The 19438-nt window shown below is 50.1% G+C and carries 15 protein-coding genes and 1 pseudogene; 7 read left to right on the top strand and 9 right to left on the bottom strand.

The features are described 5' to 3' along the window. A partial coding sequence (locus OCH80_RS04800; protein ID WP_404538383.1) for a glycoside hydrolase family 70 protein occupies positions 1-2861 on the top strand: 2861 nt, incomplete at its 5' end. 92 nt (positions 2862-2953) lie between these two features. Here OCH80_RS04800 and OCH80_RS04795 read toward each other — a convergent pair. The 5 genes and pseudogenes from OCH80_RS04795 to OCH80_RS04775 all read right to left on the bottom strand — a co-directional run. Beyond that, positions 2954-4148, bottom strand: a pseudogene (locus tag OCH80_RS04795) (ISL3 family transposase); the annotation flags it as partial. A 374-nt stretch (positions 4149-4522) separates the two neighbouring features. After that, positions 4523-6811 (bottom strand): SEC10/PgrA surface exclusion domain-containing protein, encoded by a 2289-nt coding sequence (locus OCH80_RS04790; RefSeq protein WP_404538380.1) that lies wholly within the window; start codon positions 6809-6811, stop codon positions 4523-4525. Between the two features lie 142 nt (positions 6812-6953). After that, positions 6954-7640 carry a glycerophosphodiester phosphodiesterase gene (locus OCH80_RS04785; RefSeq protein WP_404538378.1) on the bottom strand — a complete coding sequence of 229 codons (687 nt, stop codon included), beginning with the start codon at positions 7638-7640 and terminating at the stop codon, positions 6954-6956. Between the two features lie 138 nt (positions 7641-7778). Continuing rightward, positions 7779-8432 carry a histidine phosphatase family protein gene (locus OCH80_RS04780; protein WP_404538375.1) on the bottom strand — a complete coding sequence of 218 codons (654 nt, stop codon included), beginning with the start codon at positions 8430-8432 and terminating at the stop codon, positions 7779-7781. A 27-nt stretch (positions 8433-8459) separates the two neighbouring features. After that, positions 8460-9125, bottom strand: a complete 666-nt coding sequence (locus OCH80_RS04775; protein ID WP_404538372.1) for a matrixin family metalloprotease — start codon at positions 9123-9125, stop codon at positions 8460-8462. A 165-nt stretch (positions 9126-9290) separates the two neighbouring features. Between OCH80_RS04775 and helD the strand changes: the two genes are divergently transcribed. The 4 genes from helD to OCH80_RS04755 all read left to right on the top strand — a co-directional run bounded on the left by helD (position 9291) and on the right by OCH80_RS04755 (position 14088). Further along, positions 9291-11582 (top strand): RNA polymerase recycling motor HelD, encoded by a 2292-nt coding sequence (helD, locus tag OCH80_RS04770; RefSeq protein WP_404538369.1) that lies wholly within the window; start codon positions 9291-9293, stop codon positions 11580-11582. A gap of 388 nt (positions 11583-11970) precedes the next feature. After that, entirely contained in the window at positions 11971-12612 is a 642-nt protein-coding gene (locus tag OCH80_RS04765) for an amino acid ABC transporter permease (protein WP_154548543.1), read from the top strand. 13 nt (positions 12613-12625) lie between these two features. Further along, complete coding sequence (locus tag OCH80_RS04760) at positions 12626-13258, top strand: amino acid ABC transporter ATP-binding protein (protein ID WP_404538366.1); 633 nt, start codon at positions 12626-12628, stop codon at positions 13256-13258. 2 nt (positions 13259-13260) lie between these two features. Beyond that, positions 13261-14088 (top strand): amino acid ABC transporter substrate-binding protein, encoded by an 828-nt coding sequence (locus OCH80_RS04755; protein WP_154548547.1) that lies wholly within the window; start codon positions 13261-13263, stop codon positions 14086-14088. A gap of 187 nt (positions 14089-14275) precedes the next feature. Here the strand turns inward: OCH80_RS04755 and OCH80_RS04750 are convergent, their stop codons facing one another. After that, positions 14276-15028 (bottom strand): LiaF domain-containing protein, encoded by a 753-nt coding sequence (locus tag OCH80_RS04750; RefSeq protein ID WP_302187437.1) that lies wholly within the window; start codon positions 15026-15028, stop codon positions 14276-14278. 88 nt (positions 15029-15116) lie between these two features. Next, positions 15117-15689: an SGNH/GDSL hydrolase family protein gene (locus OCH80_RS04745; protein WP_302187436.1), complete on the bottom strand. Its 573-nt coding sequence runs from the start codon at positions 15687-15689 to the stop codon at positions 15117-15119. 93 nt (positions 15690-15782) lie between these two features. On the opposite strand from OCH80_RS04745, the gene coaA reads away from it, so the two are divergent. Together coaA and efp are read left to right on the top strand one after the other, a co-directional pair. After that, positions 15783-16700, top strand: coding sequence for a type I pantothenate kinase (gene coaA, locus OCH80_RS04740; RefSeq protein ID WP_206988606.1), 918 nt, complete (start codon positions 15783-15785; stop codon positions 16698-16700). A gap of 51 nt (positions 16701-16751) precedes the next feature. After that, positions 16752-17309 (top strand): elongation factor P, encoded by a 558-nt coding sequence (efp, locus tag OCH80_RS04735; protein ID WP_404538360.1) that lies wholly within the window; start codon positions 16752-16754, stop codon positions 17307-17309. 61 nt (positions 17310-17370) lie between these two features. Here the strand turns inward: efp and OCH80_RS04730 are convergent, their stop codons facing one another. Further along, positions 17371-18285, bottom strand: coding sequence for a proline-specific peptidase family protein (locus tag OCH80_RS04730; RefSeq protein WP_404538357.1), 915 nt, complete (start codon positions 18283-18285; stop codon positions 17371-17373). 50 nt (positions 18286-18335) lie between these two features. Further along, positions 18336-19400 carry a hypothetical protein gene (locus OCH80_RS04725; protein ID WP_404538355.1) on the bottom strand — a complete coding sequence of 355 codons (1065 nt, stop codon included), beginning with the start codon at positions 19398-19400 and terminating at the stop codon, positions 18336-18338. Between the last annotated feature and the right edge of the window lie 38 nt (positions 19401-19438).

Here is a 19438-nt window from a genome sequence, read left to right as displayed (position 1 = left end):
TTGGCAGCAATGGTGACGCAGTAACTGGCTTACGTCATTACGGCAAGAACAAGCTAGAATATTACGGCGCGGACCACGTTCAATATCGTAACCGGCCTTATCAAGAAGGCAATAAATTCTATTACTTCGGTGGTAACGGTGACGCAAGGGTCACCATCCGTGGGGCAATTGAAAACGGCAAGCTTAATATTTATGATCTGCGGACAAACAAGCTTATTAAGCGCCTCGACGCTGGTACTTGGGATAACTTAGCCTATTCGATGGATGCCAACTCCATTAACAATATTGATGGCTACCTTAGCTACAGTGGTTGGTACCGACCAATTGGAACAAGCCAAGATGGTAAGAAATGGTACAAGACCGGGGCTGGTGACTGGCGGCCAATCTTGATGTATGCATGGCCAAATAAGGATGTTCAGGCACAATTCATTAAGTATTTTGTTAATCATGGTTATGAGAATGCTAAGTATGGATTAACAAAGGCATCGGTAGCAAAGCTTAATAAGGGCACAGATGCAACAGTTCTTAACACGGCAGCACAAAATCTTCGTTACGTAATTGAAAAAAGTATTGCTACTAATAAGGGAACGGGTAAGTTAGCAAATGACATTAATGGTTTTGCAGCTACTATTCCTGAACTATCGGCTTCATCTGAATTATCAGTACAGAGCGTGCCAAATTATAAGCCTAATGAAAGCGGAACTGTAGATGACGATCAAGTAATCTTCGTTAATAATGATTCAAAAGATCAACGTAGAGGTAATACTAGTTACGCTGATAGTAAGTATCGCTTAATGAACCGTACGATCAATAACCAAACTGGTAATGATAATAGCGATAACAGTCCTGAGTTATTGGTCGGAAATGATATTGATAACTCTAATCCGGTGGTACAAGCTGAGAACCTTAACTGGGAATACTTCTTGTTAAATTATGGTAAGCTGATGGGTTATAACCGGGATGGTAATTTTGACGGTTTCCGGATTGATGCTGCTGATAATATTAATGCTGATGTGCTCGACCAGATGGGACAATTAATGAATGATATGTACCATATGAAGGGTAACCCGCAAAATGCTAATAATCACTTAAGCTATAACGAAGGATACCATTCAGGTGCTGCCCGGATGTTGAACAAGAAGGGTAATCCACAATTGTACATGGATTCTGGAGAATTCTATACTTTAGAAAATGTCCTCGGACGTGCTAACAATCGTGATAATATTGGTGCTCTGGTTACTAATAGTATTGTTAACCGGCAAAATGACGTTACGGAAAATGAAGCTACTCCAAACTGGTCATTTGTCACTAACCATGATCAACGCAAGAACTTGATTAATAGGTTAATTATTAAAGACCATCCTGGCATAGCTTACATTATGGGATCAGCATATAAAGCAGAATATGCTAACAAAGCTTGGCAAGAGTTTTATGCTGATCAAAAGAAGACCGATAAGCAGTATGCTCAGTATAACGTTCCAGCACAATATGCAATTCTTCTAAGCAACAAAGATACTGTACCGCAGATTTACTATGGTGATCTTTACAACGAAACTGCACAATATATGCAGGAAAAGTCGATCTACTATGATGCAATTACGACGTTAATGAAGGCACGGAAACAATTTGTTAGCGGCGGACAAACAATGACCAAGCTTAGCGATAACTTAATTGTAAGTGTTCGTTATGGTAAGGGCGTTGCTAATGCTAATAGTGAGGGTACTGATGCTAATAGTGAGGGTACTGATAGTTTGAGTCGAACAAGTGGAATGGCAGTTATCGTTGGTAACAATCCACAAATGGCAGAGCAAACAATTTCTATTAATATGGGTCGTGCCCATGCTAATGAGCGGTATCGTAACTTGCTTGACACAACGGATAATGGTTTAACATATAATGCTGATGGTGCTGAAAATCCAGAGACCTTAACAACTGATGATAATGGTATTTTGAAGGTTACTGTTAAGGGATACAGCAATCCTTATGTAAGTGGATATCTTGGTGTGTGGGTCCCAGTTGTTTCTGGAAATCAGGATGTTACTACTAATGCCGCCACTGTTTCAGCGGATAGTAATAAGATCTTCGAATCTAATGCTGCACTTGATTCTCATATGATCTATGAAGACTTTAGTTTGTATCAACCTGAACCAACAAGTACAGAGAATCATGCATATAATATTATTGCCAAAAACGCTGCGCTCTTTAACAACCTGGGAATCACTGACTTCTGGATGGCCCCTGCTTACACACCGTTTGGTATGAGTCGCTATAACGAAGGTTATTCTATAACTGATCGCTATAACCTAGGGACTAATGCTAATCCAACCAAGTATGGAAGTGGTGAAGAATTAGCAAACGCGATTGCCGCTTTGCATAGCGCTGGCTTAAAGGTTCAGGAAGATATTGTTATGAACCAGATGATTGGCTTTTCCGGTCAAGAAGCAGTAACGGTTACCAGAGCTAACAATCGTGGAACGCAGCTTTACGTCAATGGTAAGACATATGCTAATCAAATCTACTTTGCATACACAGCCGGTGGTGGAAACGGACAGGAAACTTATGGTGGTAAGTATCTGTCAGAGTTACAGTCCAAGTATCCTGACTTGTTCACCACAAGGGCCATTTCTACCGGCGTAGCTCCTGATCCAACTACTCATATTACTAAGTGGTCTGCTAAATACCAAAACGGTACATCAATTCAAAATATTGGAATTGGTTTAGCTGTGAAATTACCTAATGGCTATTACGCTTACCTGGATGGTGGTAATAACGATAAGTTTAAGACGACCCTTCCAGAACAGATGGGATCGAGTGATTACTATGTTCAACAGGAATTAAAAAAGCAGGCTTTCCGAAGCTGATTACGACAATATTACACTACGGAACCTAAAAGAGTGAAAAACTGCAATTTATGGGATTTCTTCGGCTCTTTGTCAAATCTTACTGATGATTGTCAAGGAGTGTAAATAAATTTAATGAGAGTGCTGAACAGCTTCTAGCCGTTTGGCGCTCTTTTTTAGTGAAATGAGATTCTGCTCCAGTCTGATTCGTTTCAGAAGGTGGGTGAAGTTGGAGTAGCCGTATGCCGTGCGCTCAATCTGTTTGATTTTGCGGTTGAGGCCTTCCAGGCAACCGTTCTAGAAAGGCAGCGTAGCGCCATTTAGAGCAGCCCTAAAGCTCCTTCTGAAGCTTCTGATAGTGGTTCTAAGCTGCGGACAGTATTGTCTAGTATTGCCGCTAAGCAATTCTTCTATCTTTTCCGGGTCCTTGTATTTTAACGCGTACATGAAGTCCTGCATGAAGTTGTAGATGTTTTCCAGAGTCTCATCACATTGAAGCCCCTCGCTGACAATCTGGGACTGGGTGTAAGGTGCTCGAAGGCTTCTGTTGTAGACTTGGTTCGTTCCTTCCAACTCTTTGTACTTTTTCAGATAGAGCTTCCAGTGGCTCTTAAGGAGCTTGTATTCTCTAGAAGTCTTATCCATTTCCTTCATGACTTGCACTCTAAAGCCAGTAAAGGATCTGGTCACCATTTGAACCATGTGGAAACGATCAACGACGACCTTAGCGTTTGGAAAGAGCTCTCTGGCAAGGGAGTCGTAATAGCAGTTAAGGTCAGTGCTTACCGTTTTGACGGCCTTTCTGGTCGTTTCTGGGAATTGCTCAAAGTACTTTCTGATAGTGCTCTTAAAGCGGTTCTGCAGAATAACTACGATCGTGTGCTTTTCGCCGTCTTGACAGATGAAGTGCAGCTTTCGGCCGACGCCTCTGAATTCGTCAAAAGCCAGGTGTTCAGGCAGGGAGTCAAATGATGGGGTAAACTGAGCGCTGCACTCGTCCAGACATCTTTGAACAGTGGTGACCGAGACGCTGTTTTCCCTGGCAATACTGGTCATAGAACGGTCTTCGGTAAGCCCGGATATGATTTTGCGCTTGACAGCGTTAGAGATGTGGCAGTGCTTTTCGACAATGTTAGTGGAAAGATAACTGTATTCTTGGCAGTTCTTACAAAAGATGCCGTGCTTTTTGACTTTGATAAAGACGGGTTTGCTTGCATTGGCGGAAATATATGGGATAGTGACGGTCTTGAAGCCATTATAGATAAAGTTGTCGGACTCGCAATTAGGGCAGACGTTGAGCTCAGCCAGGGTCTTCAATATCGAGGAATTCTTTAATATAATTAGTGTTGAGGTTCATAGAGACCAGCTTTCTATACTTATGAGAATTGTGGAAGATGATTTTAAGTTTGATAGCGAGGCCTATGGGCCTCTTTTTTATACTATTAAAACAAAAAATTCTTACCGATGGACAATTGATGTTCACCAGTAAGAAAAATTATAGAGCCTAAAAAATAAGCGCTAGCGCTTTTTAGAGGAGCAACTAAACCAACTATGGCTTAGTTGCTCTTTTTGTTTTAAAAAGCAAAGTCGGTCAGTCAGACTAATGAAAATAAGTAGAGACTAAAAAAACTATTCCATGCGTGGAATAGTTTTTATTTATACAATATCAGCTTTTGAATAGACTAACGGGTCTTGACCGTCTTAGCCTTTGACCAAGCAGAGTAGAAGGTCTTTCCGGAAAGCTTGCGGTAAGAACGAAGCTGTACGTAGTACTTCTTTTTGCTCTTTAAGCGGGAAATCTTAACTTTCGTTGCCTTGGTGCTCTTAGTCTTAGCCTTCTTCATTGATGAAGCCGTGCTATAGCGGATTTGGTAGCCAGAAACGGACTTGGCTTTTTTCCAGCTGCCTACAAAGGCCTTCTTGCTGCCCTTGAGGCTGGTGAACTTGCTGCTTGCGACAACTACTTTCTTAGACTTTTTAGCCTTCTTGATCGTTTTCTTAGGTGCCTTGGCTTTCTTAGTTGGCTTCTTAGTAGTAGCCTTCTTGCTTTGAGCAAGAGCTAAAACAGCCTTAGCGTGGGCCAGTTGCTTCTTTTCGTAGGCAAGCTTCTTGCTGAGTGATGCAACCGATGCAGTCAGCTTTTCTTGCTTCTTCTTTGCTTCATTGTATGCCTTCTGAGCAGTTTGGAGCTTTTGTTGTGCACTGCTTGCGTCAGCCTTTACCTTATCCCAGTTGCTTTGGGTATTTGCTGCTTCTTTCTGAGCCGCTGCTAATGCGGTCTTGCAGTCATTCAGTTTGCTTTGAGTAGTTTTAACCTTCTCATTTGCTGCTTGCAGAGCAGCTTGCTTTGCCGGCAACGAGTCCTTGGTTTCCTTGATCTGTGACTGAAGCTTTGCCGTGTCAGTAAGCTGTTTCTGCAAGGATGCAACAGCGCCTTGATCGTCACTGATCTTCTTTTGCAGATCACTGATTTGATGACTGAGTTTTTGATTTTCAGTTTGCGTTTGATCAAACGCGCTTTGAGCACTTTTGACGTCTTTGTTGGCTTGGTCTGAATCAGCTTGAGCCTTTTGAGCAGCTGCTGCAAGTTCATCTTGGCTCGGCTTGACAACTTCCTTGGTGTTAAAGCGACTTGGAACGTTAGTAGGGTTGATTGTCAAAAGGCAGACGTAGAACTTGTCATCCTGGGTGGTTACAGCAACTGAGAAGTAACCATTGTTGTTGATGATGTTGTTATAATCAGTTGGATTAGCCAGTTCCTGTGTTACCAAGTCAAAAGCTGCCTTGGCAATTTCGCTCATCTTGGTTGTCCCGAATTCATATGAGTTATATACGTATCCATTGATAATCGAAATGGACCGACTAGTAACTTGTCTGTTGGCAGCAATGTCATATCCAGTGACAGCATACTCATCAAGGCCCATGATGCTTGAGGCTGACTTGATTGCGTTGTACTTTCTAAAGACATAATTGCTGCTTTGGTATTCTTGCGTGTAACGCTTAGCAAATTCAAGTGAACCGTCAGTGATAGTCAGCTTGCTGGTTGATCCAACTTGAGACTTGACGGAATCAATTAAGCTCTTTACGTAGAAATCCAAACGCTTTTGATCTGTTTCGGATAAGGCAGCAGGATCATCGTAAACGGTATCGTTTTCATCACCATCAGCAAATGGATAAGTGTGGCTGTTTACTACATCTTGCAGGTCCTTTTTGGCAGTATCCCAGTCAGTTGACTTGCCAGTAACGTAGTCAATGTAGCTTTGCGGAAGGGCCAAGCTTTCATTAGTGCTGATTGCTGAACCCAGATCTTTTTTAGCCGTTTGCAAGGCCTGTGAGGCACTATCAGCCTTCTGCTTCTTTTCAGCAAGATTATTTTGCGCGGATGAAAGCTTAGCGTCAGATTTGCTCTTTTCTTGTTGCAAGCCGGACAAAGTCTTCTGGTTGTCGCTGATCTCATTGTTCTTGTCAGTAACTTTTTGCTTGATGTCGTTATTGTTCTTTTCGCCATCAGTAAGTTGCTTTTCGAGATTAGTTACTTTGTTTTGTGAATCAGTTAAGTCCTTTTGCTTGTCGGTACTATCCTTAACAGCGTTTTGGTAGTTGCTGTTTGCGGAATCAGTGGCTGCTTGAGCTTGCTTGAGAGCGGACTGAGCCTCATCATTGCTCTTATTCGGAGCTGCTACCTTACCATTAGCTGCTTCGGTTGCACTTTTAGCATTTGCCAAATCCGTCTCTTTTTGAGTCAGATCCTTGTTAACGGTATTCAAATCATTTTGCGCCTTGGTTAACTTGCTTTGAGTTTGGTTAACACTATTTTGCGCGCTCTTAACCTTGGCTTGGTCGTTAGCCACAGTAGTTTTCTTGCTAGTGTTGCTTGCGGCAAACACTGGGTGGGTAGCGGTCACCGCAAAAGCGGAGCTGGCCAAGCCAACAGATGATATGAGCAGAATGTTTTTGGAAATTTTCCGCATATTACTTTTCCTTCCTTTAACATCACATATGAGACATGTCGATTTTAGCACTTGGTGAAACCGAATACAATCTGCTTATGTTGAAAATTACCGCGTAAAAAAAGAGCTGTCAGTCGAGACAACTCTTTTAATTGATCTTCTATTAGTAATTGGCAACTTCCTTGCGCAAGTCCATCATATCTTCGAACTTGTTGGTAAAGAAGCCGGCAGCGCCGTATTGGATGATCTTCTTGGCCCGGGCCTTGCTGTCGACGGTCCAGATTCTTTCAACGGCCGTGGTGTCAACCAAGTGCTCTGGGTGAATGCCGCTGAAGCCGTGCTCCTTGATGAACTGTACTGGGTTCTTGATTTCCTTGTCAGTCAGGAAGTTGTAGTTCTGGTTGGGGCGGACCTCCTTGGCGTGCACCAGGGTTTGCAGGTTAAATGATGAGTAGATGATTTCTTGCTTGAACTTGAAGTGGTCAGCCAGGTCAAAAACTTTCTCTGGCAGGCCAGGGTAGTCAAACTTGTTGGTCTTCATTTCCAGGTTGAGCTGGCCGTCGTAGTCTTCAGCCAGTTCAAACAGGTCGCGCAGGCGGGGAATCCGCTCGCCGTTGGCCAGGTGGAATTGATCCAATTCCCGCAAGGTGTAGTCCTTGATCAAGCCTTTGCCGTTGGTCGTGCGCTTGATGTCTTCGTCATGCATGATGACCGGGACTCCGTCCTTGGTCAGGTGCACGTCGAATTCAATCCCTTCAGCCCCATGCTTGAAGCAGTAGTCAAACCCTTCCAGGGAGTTCTCAGCAAACTTGGCAGGGTAGCCGCGGTGACCAAAAATCTTAGTTCTCATATATTTAATTGCGCTCCGTTTTAATAATTAGGAATGGAATAAAAAAGAAAAAGCAACTGGCTTTTTCTTTTGCTGGCACATATTATAGAGCGTCTGGTTAAACTTGCAAGGCTTTTGCCTGTAAAAAACTGGTAAAAATTATAGATGCAGCTGATTGTAGCTGGTCATCCGCAATTGCCCCTGGTCGTCCATCACCAAAGTGGAGATGGAGGCGTTTCTTGGGTGGACCGTCGTGTCAATTCCGCTGACCGCGAATCGCTGGGCCAGGGACTTGATGGCAAAGCCGTGGCTGACCAGCAGGATGTTTTCGGCCCCGTCCAGCTGGCTGATCAGGTCAAAGCCCTTCTGCCAGCGGGCCCAAAATTCCGTGCTGTCTTCAGCGTCATGGTAGGGGTCAGCTTCCTTGGTCCAGTCGGCAATCTGGTCGCAGGTCGCGTTCTTGGCCAAATCAGCCGCGCTGGTGAAGCCATGGGCCGCGCCGACCATCCGCCAGGCCACGTCATTGTCCATCCCCTCAAAGTAGCCATAGAAGTGTTCTCTGAAGTAAGGATAGGCCAGGTGCTGGAGCAGGTCCTTGTTGCAGTTCTTCTGCATGATGATCTCACAGGTCTCGCTGGCCCGCAGGGTGTTGCTGGACAGGGCAATGTCCAAAGGCAGGTCCTTTAAGGCCTCAGCGGCCTGCTCGGCGCCTTCGCGCCCTTCTGCCGTCAATGGGGTGTCGCACCAGCCCTGCATCTTGTTGTACTTGTTGATAAAAGTCTTCCCGTGCCGGATCAAATAAATGCGTTTCATGTCTGCCTCTGTTTCTGTTTGCTTCAGCTAAAATTTCTTGCCCTTGTAGATCTTCTTGACCAAGGCAATGTCCTTCGGCTGGATCGTGTACAAAGACCCGGTCGGGTACATGACCGAGACCCCATTGCGGTGGTCCAAGCCGATGGCGTGGCCCAGCTCGTGCTCAACCGTGTTGACGATCCGGGCTTGGGAGTAGTTGTAGTAGCTGCTGTCCAAATAGTAGGTGTTCAGGGATACCTTGGCCGAGTAGAGCCGGCGTTTGCGGCTGGAGTACTTATAGGTGGTCAGGCCGGCGGCTCCGTCTGACTTGTAGGCGGAGACGACGACAATCTGGGCCTTCTTCTTGCTGGAAGTCTGCTTAAAGCGGAAGGCCCCGGTCTGGTTCCAAGCGGCCATGGCGTTGATCGTCGCGTTGTAAAGGTCAACCTGGCTGGACCGCTTTAAGTCGATGTAGACGGTCGCGGTCTTCTTGGACCAGGTGTAGCCGGTCGTGTTCTTGATGGTGGACTTGGAATTCTCCGAGATGGTCTTCTCGGCCAGGTCGGCCGTGCTGAGGCTGTCTGGCAGGTAGCCGGCAAGCTTGCTGCCCCAGTCAGCCGCGACGTCCTTGATCTGGTCCTGGTAGGTCCAAGCGACCCCAATTAGGCAGGTCAGGACCAGCAGGTTCTTTAAGAAGTTGAAAAATTTTCTCATGAAGGCCTCCTTCTAGCTAGTATATTATAGTTTTTTTCCAGGGCTCTGCCTAGCAAAATACTTGCCTTTTCTCATGGATCCGCTTGCGGGCGAGAGACGGAAAAGTACCGGTCGGGCTGAAAAGATGGTACAATATTATGCAAGATTTTTAGAAAAGGTGTTTGCATGGCAGAAATTTCAGAACGCAACAAAGAACAGGCCCACTTGGATTCGATCCTGGGCCAGATTGACCAGCAAGGAGATGAGCTGGCCCGCCAAATCGCCAAAGACAAGGCTGAAGCCAAGGATATCTCCGCCCACTTCTATGACGACATCCGTCTGGACTTTGACGACTACTCAACCTCCATGGATACCGCCCTGTCGATCCAGCAGCAGCAGCAAATGCTGAAAGAACGCGACAATGCCTGGCAGGTCAACGCCCGTGAGCTTTCCACGCTCAAGCGCCTGCACGAGCACCCCTACTTCGCCCGGGTCGACTTCCAGGAAGAAGGGGAGGATCCGGAAACCATCTACATCGGCCTGGCCTCCTTCATGGACAAGGACAAGAACCTGCTGATCTACGACTGGCGGGCCCCGATCTCCTCGATCTACTACGACGGCAAGATCGGCCACGTGACCTATGAATCCCCAGACGGGCCAGTTTCCGTGGAAATGTCCAAGAAGCGCCAGTTCATGATCGAAGACGGCACCATCGTCAACATGTTTGATACGGACGAGACCATCGGCGACCAGATGCTGATGGAGGTCTTGTCTGAGAAGTCCTCCATCCAGATGAAGTCGATCGTCAAGACCATCCAAAGAGAGCAGAACAAGATCATCCGCGACACCAAGAGCGACCTGCTGTTTGTTCAGGGGGCTGCTGGGTCGGGCAAGACCAGTGCCATCCTCCAGCGGATTGCCTTCCTGCTCTACCGCTACCGGGGCAACCTGAAGAGCGGGAACGTCATCATGTTCAGCCCGAACCAACTGTTCAACGACTACATCGAGAACGTTCTCCCGGAAATGGGCGAGCAGAACATGGTCCAAATGACCTACTGGCAGTTCATTAACCGCCGCTTGCCGAAGATGCACGTCCAGAACCTTTTTGAGCAGTTCGAGGACAGCCTGGCCGACACGGCGATCGGCCGCTTCAAGGACTCGCTGGCCTTCTTCAAGCTGGTGACCAAGTATGGCCAGCACTTGAACAAGTCCGGGATGATTTTTAAAAACATCTACTTCCGGACCAAGAAGAAGCCTTTCTTCAGCAAGGAAGAAATCAAGGAGCTCTACTACTCTTTCAATGAAAACTACAAGCTGGGCAACCGGATCGACGCTACCCGCGAGGAATTGATCCACCGCCTGAACCGGAAGATCGCGCCTGAAATCCGCAAGGCCTGGGTGACCAAGGAAATCGAAAGCCTGAGCCACGAGCAGATGCTGAGCATGTACGACCGGCCAGACCAGGAATTTCCGTCAGAAGAGGCTGAGCGCAAGTTCCTGGGCCGCAAAATCGTCGTCAAGCACTTGGCCAAGGTGGCTAAAGGGATCAACCGCAACCACTTCCTGAACGTCCGGGCCCAGTACCTGGCCTTCTTGCGGGCCGTGCCAAAGATGACCAAGCTGGAAAAGTACGGCATCAGTGAAAGCGAATGGGCTGAGCACGTCGAGGGCGTCAAGGAAAAGTTCAAGCAGCGCGAAATCGAGATGCGGGACGCTTCCGCCTACTTGTACCTCTACGACTTGATCGTTGCCCGCCAGACCAACATCGAGATGCGCTACTGCTTCATCGATGAAATCCAGGACTACTCAGCCTTCCAGCTGGCCTACCTGCGCTACAACTTCCCACGGGCCAAGTTCACCATGCTGGGCGACTTGAACCAAGCCATTTTTACCAAGGACGAGAGCTCAACTTTGCTGAAGCAGATCTCTGGCTTGTTTGATCCGGAAAAGACCAAGGTGGTCCAATTGACTAAGTCCTACCGGTCAACCAAGCAGCTGACCGACTTTACCAAGCAGATTCTCCGCCACGGGGAGAAGATCGAAAGCTTCAACCGCCAAGGACCCCGCCCGCAAGTTTGGGGCCGCGAGAGCAAGGAAGAGGCTGGGGAGGCCATGCTGGCGGCTATCAAGGCCAATGACGCCCAGAAGATGACCACTGCCGTGATTGCCAAGGACCTGGCCAGCGCCCAGGAAGCCGCTGCCTGGCTCAAGGAGCACGGGGCTAAGGCCACCTTGATCCGCGACGCCAACCAGCGCCTGGTTGAAGGGGACCTGGTCTTGCCGTCTTACCTGGCCAAGGGGCTGGAATTCGACGCGGTCGTCATGTGGGATGCCTCAAAGGCGGCCTACCACGAAGATGATGAGACCCAGCTGGTCTACACGATTGCCTCCCGGGCCATGTACAAGCTGGACATCGTCTACGCCGGTGAAAAGAGCCCCTTGCTGGCAGTTGATCCGGCAACTTACGAAAATAAGTAAATTTTTTCAAAAAAGTGTTGACGGATTTTTAATATTAGCTTAATATTGCAATCAAACCAATCGATTTGCGAAGAACAGAAGAAGTAGGCCGCGCGCGGGACACGCAGAGACTCCCCGCTGATGGAAACGGGAGCAGGGCGGCGGCTGAACACACATCTGTGAGCAGGAGGGGCGAACCGCAGTAGCTTCTTCCGGGACGGCCCGTTACAGCCGCGAGTTTATGAACGCGTAAACTTGGTGAGGCCAGCTGCCGTGAGGGGCTGGCGAACGCGAGGTGGAATCACGATTATTTGTCGTCCTCTTGGCCCATGGGCCAGGGGGACTTTTTTTGTTTTTCAGAAAATCGGCCGGCAGATTGATTAAGCAGAAATAGAAAGTGTGGGTAAGCATGAAATACGTTTTTGAAATTTTGCCGTCGCTCTTCAGCGGAGCGGGCATGACCTTGCAGATCTTCTTTGAGACCCTGGTCATCTCCCTCCCGCTGGGGATGATCGTCTCCTTTGGCTTAAGCAGCCGCTTTGCCCCCCTGAAATGGCTACTCAACTTTTACGTGTGGATCATGCGGGGGACGCCGCTGCTCTTGCAGCTGATCTTTGTCTTCTATGGCTTGCCCATCATTCATATCACCTTCCCGCGCTATCTGGCGGCGCTTGTGGCCTTCGTCATGAACTACGCGGCCTACTTCGCGGAAATCTTCCGCGGCGGCAACCAGGCTGTCGACAGGGGGCAGTTTGAGGCGGCCAAGGTCCTGCAATTGACTTACGGGCAGACCTTGCGCAAGATCATTATTCCCCAGGTGACCAAGATCGTCTTGCCATCAATCGGCAACGAAGTGATCAACCTGGTCAAGGACTCATCCCTGGTCTACGTAATCGGCTTGGGCGATTTGCTCCGTGCCGGCAACCTGGCCACCTCAAGAGACGTGACTTTGGTGCCGCTGGTCCTGGTTGGCCTGATCTACCTGATCCTGATCGGCTTGTGCACTTTGCTTCTGCGCCGCTTGGAAAAGCACTTCGCTTACTACAGATAGGAGGGACTGAACAATGCTGAAGATTGAAAATTTGGCCAAGAGCTTTGGCCCAAGACAGATTTTAAAAGACGTTAATCTCGAGCTGGACGATGGGCAGGTTCTGACGATCGTTGGTCCTTCCGGGGCCGGGAAGACGACCCTCTTGCGGATCATCGCCGGCCTGGAGACGGCCGACCAAGGGCAGATGCAGCTGGACAGCGAGCGCTACGACCTTAGCGGCGAAGAGCGGGGCGCGATCGGGGTCGTCTTCCAGGACTACAAGCTGTTTCCAAACATGTCCGTTTTGGACAACATTACCCTGGCCCCGCAATTGGCCTTGAAAGAAGACAAGGCGACCGCGGAAGCTGAAGCCCAGGACCTGCTGGGCAAATTGGAGATGGCTGACAAGAGCCAGCTGTATCCTTACCAGCTTTCAGGCGGGCAAAAGCAGCGGGTAGCCATCGCCCGGGCCTTGGCCATGAAGCCCAAGATCCTCTGCTATGACGAGCCGACCAGTGCCCTGGACCCGGCCATGCGGGACCAGGTGGCGGAATTGATTTTAGGCTTTAAGGAAACCGGCTTGACCCAATTGATCATTACCCACGACATGGATTTTGCCAAAAAGGTGGCCGACCAGGTCTTTGAAGTCAAGCCATTGGAGGGATGAGCATGAAGCAGCTGAAGAAAGTGCTGGTCATCTTGGCCGCGGCCGTCAGCCTGTTCGTGGCGGCTGGCTGCTCCAACCTGACCAAAGAGGCCAATACCAAGGACACCTGGTCCCGGATCCAGCGGCGCAAGAGCGTCATCATTGGCTTGGATGACACCTTCGTGCCCATGGACTTCCGCCAAAAGGACGGAAAGCTGGTCGGCTATGACGTTGACCTGGCCAAGGCCGTCCTTAAGGAACTGGGCTTGCGGGCAGACTTTCAGACCATCGACTGGTCCATGAAGGAAACCGAGCTGCGCAACGGGACGATCGACGTCTTATGGAATGGCTACAGCGTGACCAGCCAGCGGAAGAAGAAGGTCAATTTCAGCAAGGCCTACTTAAGAAACCGCCAGGTCTTGGTCGTCAAGAAGGCCAGCGGGATCAAGTCCTTCAAGCAGATGACCGGCAAGGTCGTCGGGGCCCAAAGCGGGTCAACGGCGGAGATCTGGCTGGATGGCAAGCAGCAGTCGCTTAAGGCCAAGAGCAAGGTCTTGTACGATACGATTCCCAGTGCCTTTTTGGATTTGAACGCTGGACGGATCCAGGGGATCCTGCTGGATGAAACCTACGCGGACTACTACATCAAGCACGAGGCTGATTCCAGCTCCTATCAGGTCATCATCAACAAGGGCGTGCCGGAAGACTTGTTTGCCGTGGGGATGCGCAAGGGCGACAAGACCCTGCAAAAGAAGATCAACTGGGCCCTGAAGCGCCTGCAGCAAAACGGCAAGCTGCGGCAGATCAACCAGAAGTGGTTTGGGACCAATTCCAACTATTTACAAAAGTAAGCATGCAAAAAGACCAGCGACGAGCGTCGCTGGTCTTTTTGCAAATTGGTTCCCGAAAAGTGCCCAACTGGGGCGGTGTGGCACAAAAAGAGAGCTTCAGCAGCTCTCTGCTGTGAATAAAAAGGCTTCCAGAAGTTTTATCACTTCTAGAAGCCTTTTATATTCATTTGAGTTTTTTCCAGGCATGTCATACCCGGACGATGCGGACGCGGCTGAAGACCGTGTCGCCGTCTACTTTGAGCACTGGAGCATCAGGAGCGGCATCTTCAGCTCCGAAAGTCTCCAGGCTGGCCAAAAAGCTGGGCATGTCGACTGAAACGTGCCATTCCTTTGGCACGTACAAGGTGACTTCCCCGCAGAAGCAGTCCAGGTCCACCTTGGCCTCGTTGTCTTTAAGCTGGGCGTCGTCGAGGTAGACGGACAGCTGGCCCATCACGCAGTCGATTGACAGCTTGTGCAGGTTGCGGCTGTGCAGGCGCCGCCGGGTCCGGCCCATGACCAAGTCGATCGCGACCCGCTCTTTGTCCAAAGAGGACCGGGTCCGGCTGGTGACCGGCTCAACGTCGACCTTGTCGCCGTCGCTGTCGGTTGCTGAAAAGACGAACTCATCATCGCTTTCATAGCTGCTGCCATGCTTGTCCAGAAGCTGGACCCCAATGGCCAGCAGGATCAGCCCCAAAGTCAGGTAGCCGGTCCAGTGAAACCAGCCAAAGGCATCGCTAAAGATCATGACAATGAAGCCGCCGGCCAGGACGCTTAAGAAGGCGACCCGGCCCTTGAGTGATTTATAGAGGACCCAGGCCAGGATTACTAGCCAGAAAACCTGGCCCCAGGAAAAGACGAAAATCCGGCTGAAGCCGGGAACCAATTGACTCAGGATCACCAGGCAGGCGGCAGCCAGGAAGATGATCCCCCAGGTAATATTGCTGCGTTTGCGCATAATTCTCCCCTCATTTTCATCTACTATGGGAAATAGCTTCTTCTAGCTAAATTATACTGAAAAAATTATATTTTGCCTTGCTTTTTCCTTAGTCCATCTTTGAGACTTCACCGGCGACCACGTCGGCCAGCCAGGAGATCCCTTTCTCGCTGTAGTGCTGGCCGTCAGCAGTCAGGAAGGATGGCAGGTCCTGCAGCCGTTCCATCTTGTGGGTCAGGTCAAAGAAGAAGGAGTTGGTCTTGCCAGCATCGCGCTGGGCGGCTTCAGAATACTGGTCCAAATCGTCCAGGGAGTAGGAAGAAGCGATCTTTGGGTTCTTGAAGTCCGGCATTGACGGGGACAGCACCAGGGTATTGGCGGCCCCGGTTACCTTCTGGGCCTTCTTGAGCAGGCTCTCCAGCCCTTCTTGGTAGTCATAGAGGCTGATCCCCCAGTCCTTGGAGGAGTCGTTGGTTCCGTATTCCACAACCAGAATGTCGCACTTGGGCAGGGAGTCCACGCGTGGCAGGACGTCATTGACGGTTGCCCCGCTTGTGGAAATGTTTTCCACCTGGTAGTCTGGCCCCAGGCGCTTTCTCATGGCCGCCGCGAAGCGGTCAGTGTCGCGGGTGCCGTCGTAAGCATTGAAAATTGAGTCACCGAACAGAATAACTTTTTTCATGATTTTCACCTGTTTTCTTTACAAAAGCACTTTTGCGTGTTGTGAATGTTTTCCCTTATAATAGTGTAAGATCGAAAAAAGGACAAATATAAAATGCAAAACTATACAGAATTTAACCGGCAAGAATGGGCCAAGCTGACCCCGCACGTCAAGCTCCAGGTCACTGACGAGGAACTGGCCCAGGTCAAGTCCCTGGGCGATGAGCTGGACGTCAAGGACGTTGATGAAATTTATGAAACGCTGCTGAACTACATTCATCTGGCTTACAGCTTTAAGAAAGAGGCCAGTGAAAAAAGGGCGCGCTTTTTGCACATCGACCCCATCGTGCACCCGTACATCATCGGGATCTCCGGCTCCGTTGCCGTGGGCAAGTCAACGACGGCCCGTCTCCTGCAGCTCTTGTTGACGCGCTACTTTCCGGATTTGCAGACCCAAATGATGACCACGGACGGCTTTATCTACCCCAACTCCATCCTGGAACAAAGAGGGCTCATGCCCCGCAAGGGCTTCCCGGAAAGCTACAATATGCAGATGCTGAGCGACTTTTTGCGCGACGTGGCCAGCGGCAAGAAGGCTGACGTGGTCTATCCCCTGTATTCCCAGGAACTGAGCGACATCGTGCCGGGCAAGTACGGGCACATCGAGCAACCGGACATTTTGATCATCGAAGGGATCAACACCCTGCAATTGCCGGAAAGCGGGCAGGTCGTGACGTCCGACTTTTTCGACTTCTCCATCTACATCGATGCCGACGAGGACCTGATCGAGGAATGGTACATGCAGCGCTTTAAGAAGATCATGAAGCTGAAGAAGAACGACCCAAACAACTTCTACTACAAATTGGCCAATGGGCCCCTGGACGTGGCTGAGCGCCTGGCGGAAGAAACCTGGCAGATGGTCGACCTGGTCAACCTGCGCCAGTACATCGCGCCGACCAAGCAACGGGCCAACTTGATCCTGCACAAGGTTGAGGGACATTTGATTGATAAAATTTACCTCCGCTGTTATTAAATGCTATAATGAAAAACGGCACATTTACTTGAACTAAGGAGAGCAAAATTAATGCAAGCTATTGAATTGAAAAAGGGCATGATTTTTGACGAAGACGGCAAGCTGATGCTGGTTCTGTCAGCCAACCACCACAAGCCAGGCAAGGGCAACACCGTGATGCAGATGGACCTGCGCGATGTTCGCGCCGGCTCAGTCATCCACAAGACCATGCGGCCAAGCGAAAAGGTTGAGCTGGTGGAAGTCGTTAAGAAGAACGCTCAGTACCTGTACGCTGAAGGCGACAGCTACAACTTCATGGACAGCGAAACCTACGAGCAATACGCGATTTCAGCTGACCAGCTTGGCGACGACGTAAAGTACCTGATGCCAAACATCGAAGTCATCCTGGAATTCACTGAAGAAGGCGAATTGCTGGCCGTTCAGCTGCCAGCCACCGTCAACATGAAGGTCAAGGAAACCCAGCCAGGCATCAAGGGTGCCACGGCTGCTTCAGGCGGTAAGCCAGCTACGATGGAAACCGGCCTGGTCGTTACCGTTCCTGACTTCATCAACGAAGGCGACGAACTGGTCATCAACACCGAAACTGGTGCCTACAAGGGCCGCGCTTAAAAAGCAATCCGAAAAATAAGAAGCAAAAATGCATCTCCAGCAATGGAGATGCATTTTTGCTTTATTCGCCCTTGAAAGTTCCGGCTTCGACTTCTTTGATAAAGTCGGCCAGGTGCTTGTAGTAGACGTCCGGGTTGTCGACCATGTGGTGGTGACCGCCGTTTGGCGTGGTTACCAGGCGGGAGTTCGGAATCAGCTTCTGCATGGTTCTGGCCGTGTCCAGCGGCATGGTTTCGCATTCGCCGAAGGTGAGCAAGGTTGGAACCTTGATCTTTGGCAATTCGCTTCTGAAGTGCCAGTCTTTGAGCTTGCCCGTGATGACGAATTCGTTGTCGCCTTGGAAGGCGTTGTAGACGGCGGTGCCGCCCAGATCCTTCAAGTGGTAGAGCTTGGAAGGCTGCTTGCGGTCAACGAAGTTGATGTTCAAAATCTGCACGTCGTCTTGGTAGCGCTGGTTGGCGTAGTCGTTCTTGGCCTCGCACTCGCGCATGAAGTCGATTTCGGTCTGCGGCAGGACTTCTTGCCGGCGGCGGTTGACGGAGGCCACGTATTCGTCGATGTCGTCAACCATGGAGGAGATGATGGCCCCCTTCAGGTGGTCGCCGTACTTGACGGCGTATTCCTGGACCAAGAGCCCGCCCCAGCTTTGCCCGATCAGGTAGAACTGGTCGATGCCCAGCTTTTGGCGGACTTCTTCGACTTCATCCAGGAAGTATTCGTAGGTCAAGTACTTCTTGGCTACTTCCGGGTCAGAGTAGTCGGGCTGGTCTGAATAAAGCGAGCCCAATTGGTCGTACATGTGCACTTGCACGTCCAGGCCCTGCTTCTGCAGCTGCTCAGCCGTGTCTTCCCAGTATTCATGGTTGCCGCCTGGCCCCCCGTGCAGGCAGAGCAGGTGAATGGTGCCCGTGCCCTGGGTATTGGTCCACAAGTGGTAGCCGTTGTCGAGCGTGATAATCGTAGTTCCTTGCTTCATAACGTTTTCTCTACTTTCTAAAAAACTTTCCTCCCAATTCTACCGCTAAATCAGCGCTTCTGCGCGGCCAGGTACTCGTGCATTTTTTCCAGTTCCACGCTGGCCAGGTCGATGGTGCAGACGTTGTGGTAGGGGTGGTCGGTCTCTTCGCCTGTCAAGGCATCCTTGATCGTGAAGCCGTATTCGTCGGTATGGGTCACGTAGCCCAGGTTTTCCCCGTCGAACTCGTAGTCGTCGATGTTGACCAGGTGCTTGCCTGCGGTCAGAATCACCTCGCGCGTGGTAGGGATGTGGTGCAGGCTCTTGGCCAGCTTGGAGAAGTTGTTGGGGTCAAACAGGCCCTGCTCCTGGTTGCGCTTGATCAGGTAGTTGGTGTAGGAAATAGCCGGAGAAGCGTCGGTTTCATGGACGATGTCGGCCCGGTTGACCAGGCAGATCGACTCCAGCTGCCCGTACTTGCTGACGCTTTCCAAAAGGAGGTAGTGGTCATTTTGGGCAATGACGTGGCCCAGCAGGCAGCCGCCGAAGCGGTCGTCGTCCACCCAGTCCAGGTAAAGCTCACACAAGCCGTAGTCAAAGGCCGGCTCGCTTTTGCGGGCCGCGTACCACTCCTGCCACAGCTTGCCGGAAGCGGCGTTGATCTCCAGGCTGGAAATCTGCTTGGTCGGCACGGCCAGGTAGAGCCGGTCCAGGCTGTAGTCGTCATTGATCTGGCGGATGCGGATTTCGCTGAGTGTGCTCTGGATGACGATGCCCTCGTAGACTTCGCCGTTGTTCAAGGTGATGGTCAAGGGCATGTCTTCAAGCAGGGCGGCTTCGGCTGCCTGGTAAAGCTGACTGAAGGGCCGCTTCAAAAGCTGCTGGTTGCGCGGCATCAAGTCAAAGGGGTCGCGCGACTGCCCTTCATCGATCAAGCGCTGGACGTAGGCGATGCTTGGCGACTCTTCCACGGCCCCCAAGAGGTCATCGTTGTTCAGGACCATCACGCCGCTGGCGTTGGCGTCATCATCTAAAGCAATCAGGACGGTCACCGCGTCATTCTGGTAGACCAGATAGCCCAGGTAGTAGCCGTCAGTCTGCTGCTCGGCCTTGGTATGCACTTCAACAAGTTTCATGATAAGTCCCTCATTTCTATTTGTGCTTTTAAGCTGCT

This window comes from Lactobacillus sp. 23-2, from assembly GCF_044902225.1.
Classification (GTDB): domain Bacteria; phylum Bacillota; class Bacilli; order Lactobacillales; family Lactobacillaceae; genus Lactobacillus; species Lactobacillus absianus.
This window is presented reverse-complemented; position numbering and strand designations above follow the sequence as displayed.

Excerpts from the sequence above, each read along its gene's own strand:
- OCH80_RS04790 (WP_404538380.1), bottom strand. The coding sequence starts at position 6,811 with ATGCGGAAAATTTCCAAAAACATTCTGCTCATATCATCTGTTGGCTTG.
- OCH80_RS04785 (WP_404538378.1), bottom strand. The coding sequence starts at position 7,640 with ATGAGAACTAAGATTTTTGGTCACCGCGGCTACCCTGCCAAGTTTGCT.
- OCH80_RS04780 (WP_404538375.1), bottom strand. The coding sequence starts at position 8,432 with ATGAAACGCATTTATTTGATCCGGCACGGGAAGACTTTTATCAACAAG.
- OCH80_RS04775 (WP_404538372.1), bottom strand. The coding sequence starts at position 9,125 with ATGAGAAAATTTTTCAACTTCTTAAAGAACCTGCTGGTCCTGACCTGC.
- helD (WP_404538369.1), top strand. The coding sequence starts at position 9,291 with ATGGCAGAAATTTCAGAACGCAACAAAGAACAGGCCCACTTGGATTCG.
- OCH80_RS04765 (WP_154548543.1), top strand. The coding sequence starts at position 11,971 with ATGAAATACGTTTTTGAAATTTTGCCGTCGCTCTTCAGCGGAGCGGGC.
- OCH80_RS04760 (WP_404538366.1), top strand. The coding sequence starts at position 12,626 with ATGCTGAAGATTGAAAATTTGGCCAAGAGCTTTGGCCCAAGACAGATT.
- OCH80_RS04755 (WP_154548547.1), top strand. The coding sequence starts at position 13,261 with ATGAAGCAGCTGAAGAAAGTGCTGGTCATCTTGGCCGCGGCCGTCAGC.
- OCH80_RS04750 (WP_302187437.1), bottom strand. The coding sequence starts at position 15,028 with ATGCGCAAACGCAGCAATATTACCTGGGGGATCATCTTCCTGGCTGCC.
- OCH80_RS04745 (WP_302187436.1), bottom strand. The coding sequence starts at position 15,689 with ATGAAAAAAGTTATTCTGTTCGGTGACTCAATTTTCAATGCTTACGAC.
- coaA (WP_206988606.1), top strand. The coding sequence starts at position 15,783 with ATGCAAAACTATACAGAATTTAACCGGCAAGAATGGGCCAAGCTGACC.
- efp (WP_404538360.1), top strand. The coding sequence starts at position 16,752 with ATGCAAGCTATTGAATTGAAAAAGGGCATGATTTTTGACGAAGACGGC.
- OCH80_RS04730 (WP_404538357.1), bottom strand. The coding sequence starts at position 18,285 with ATGAAGCAAGGAACTACGATTATCACGCTCGACAACGGCTACCACTTG.
- OCH80_RS04725 (WP_404538355.1), bottom strand. The coding sequence starts at position 19,400 with ATGAAACTTGTTGAAGTGCATACCAAGGCCGAGCAGCAGACTGACGGC.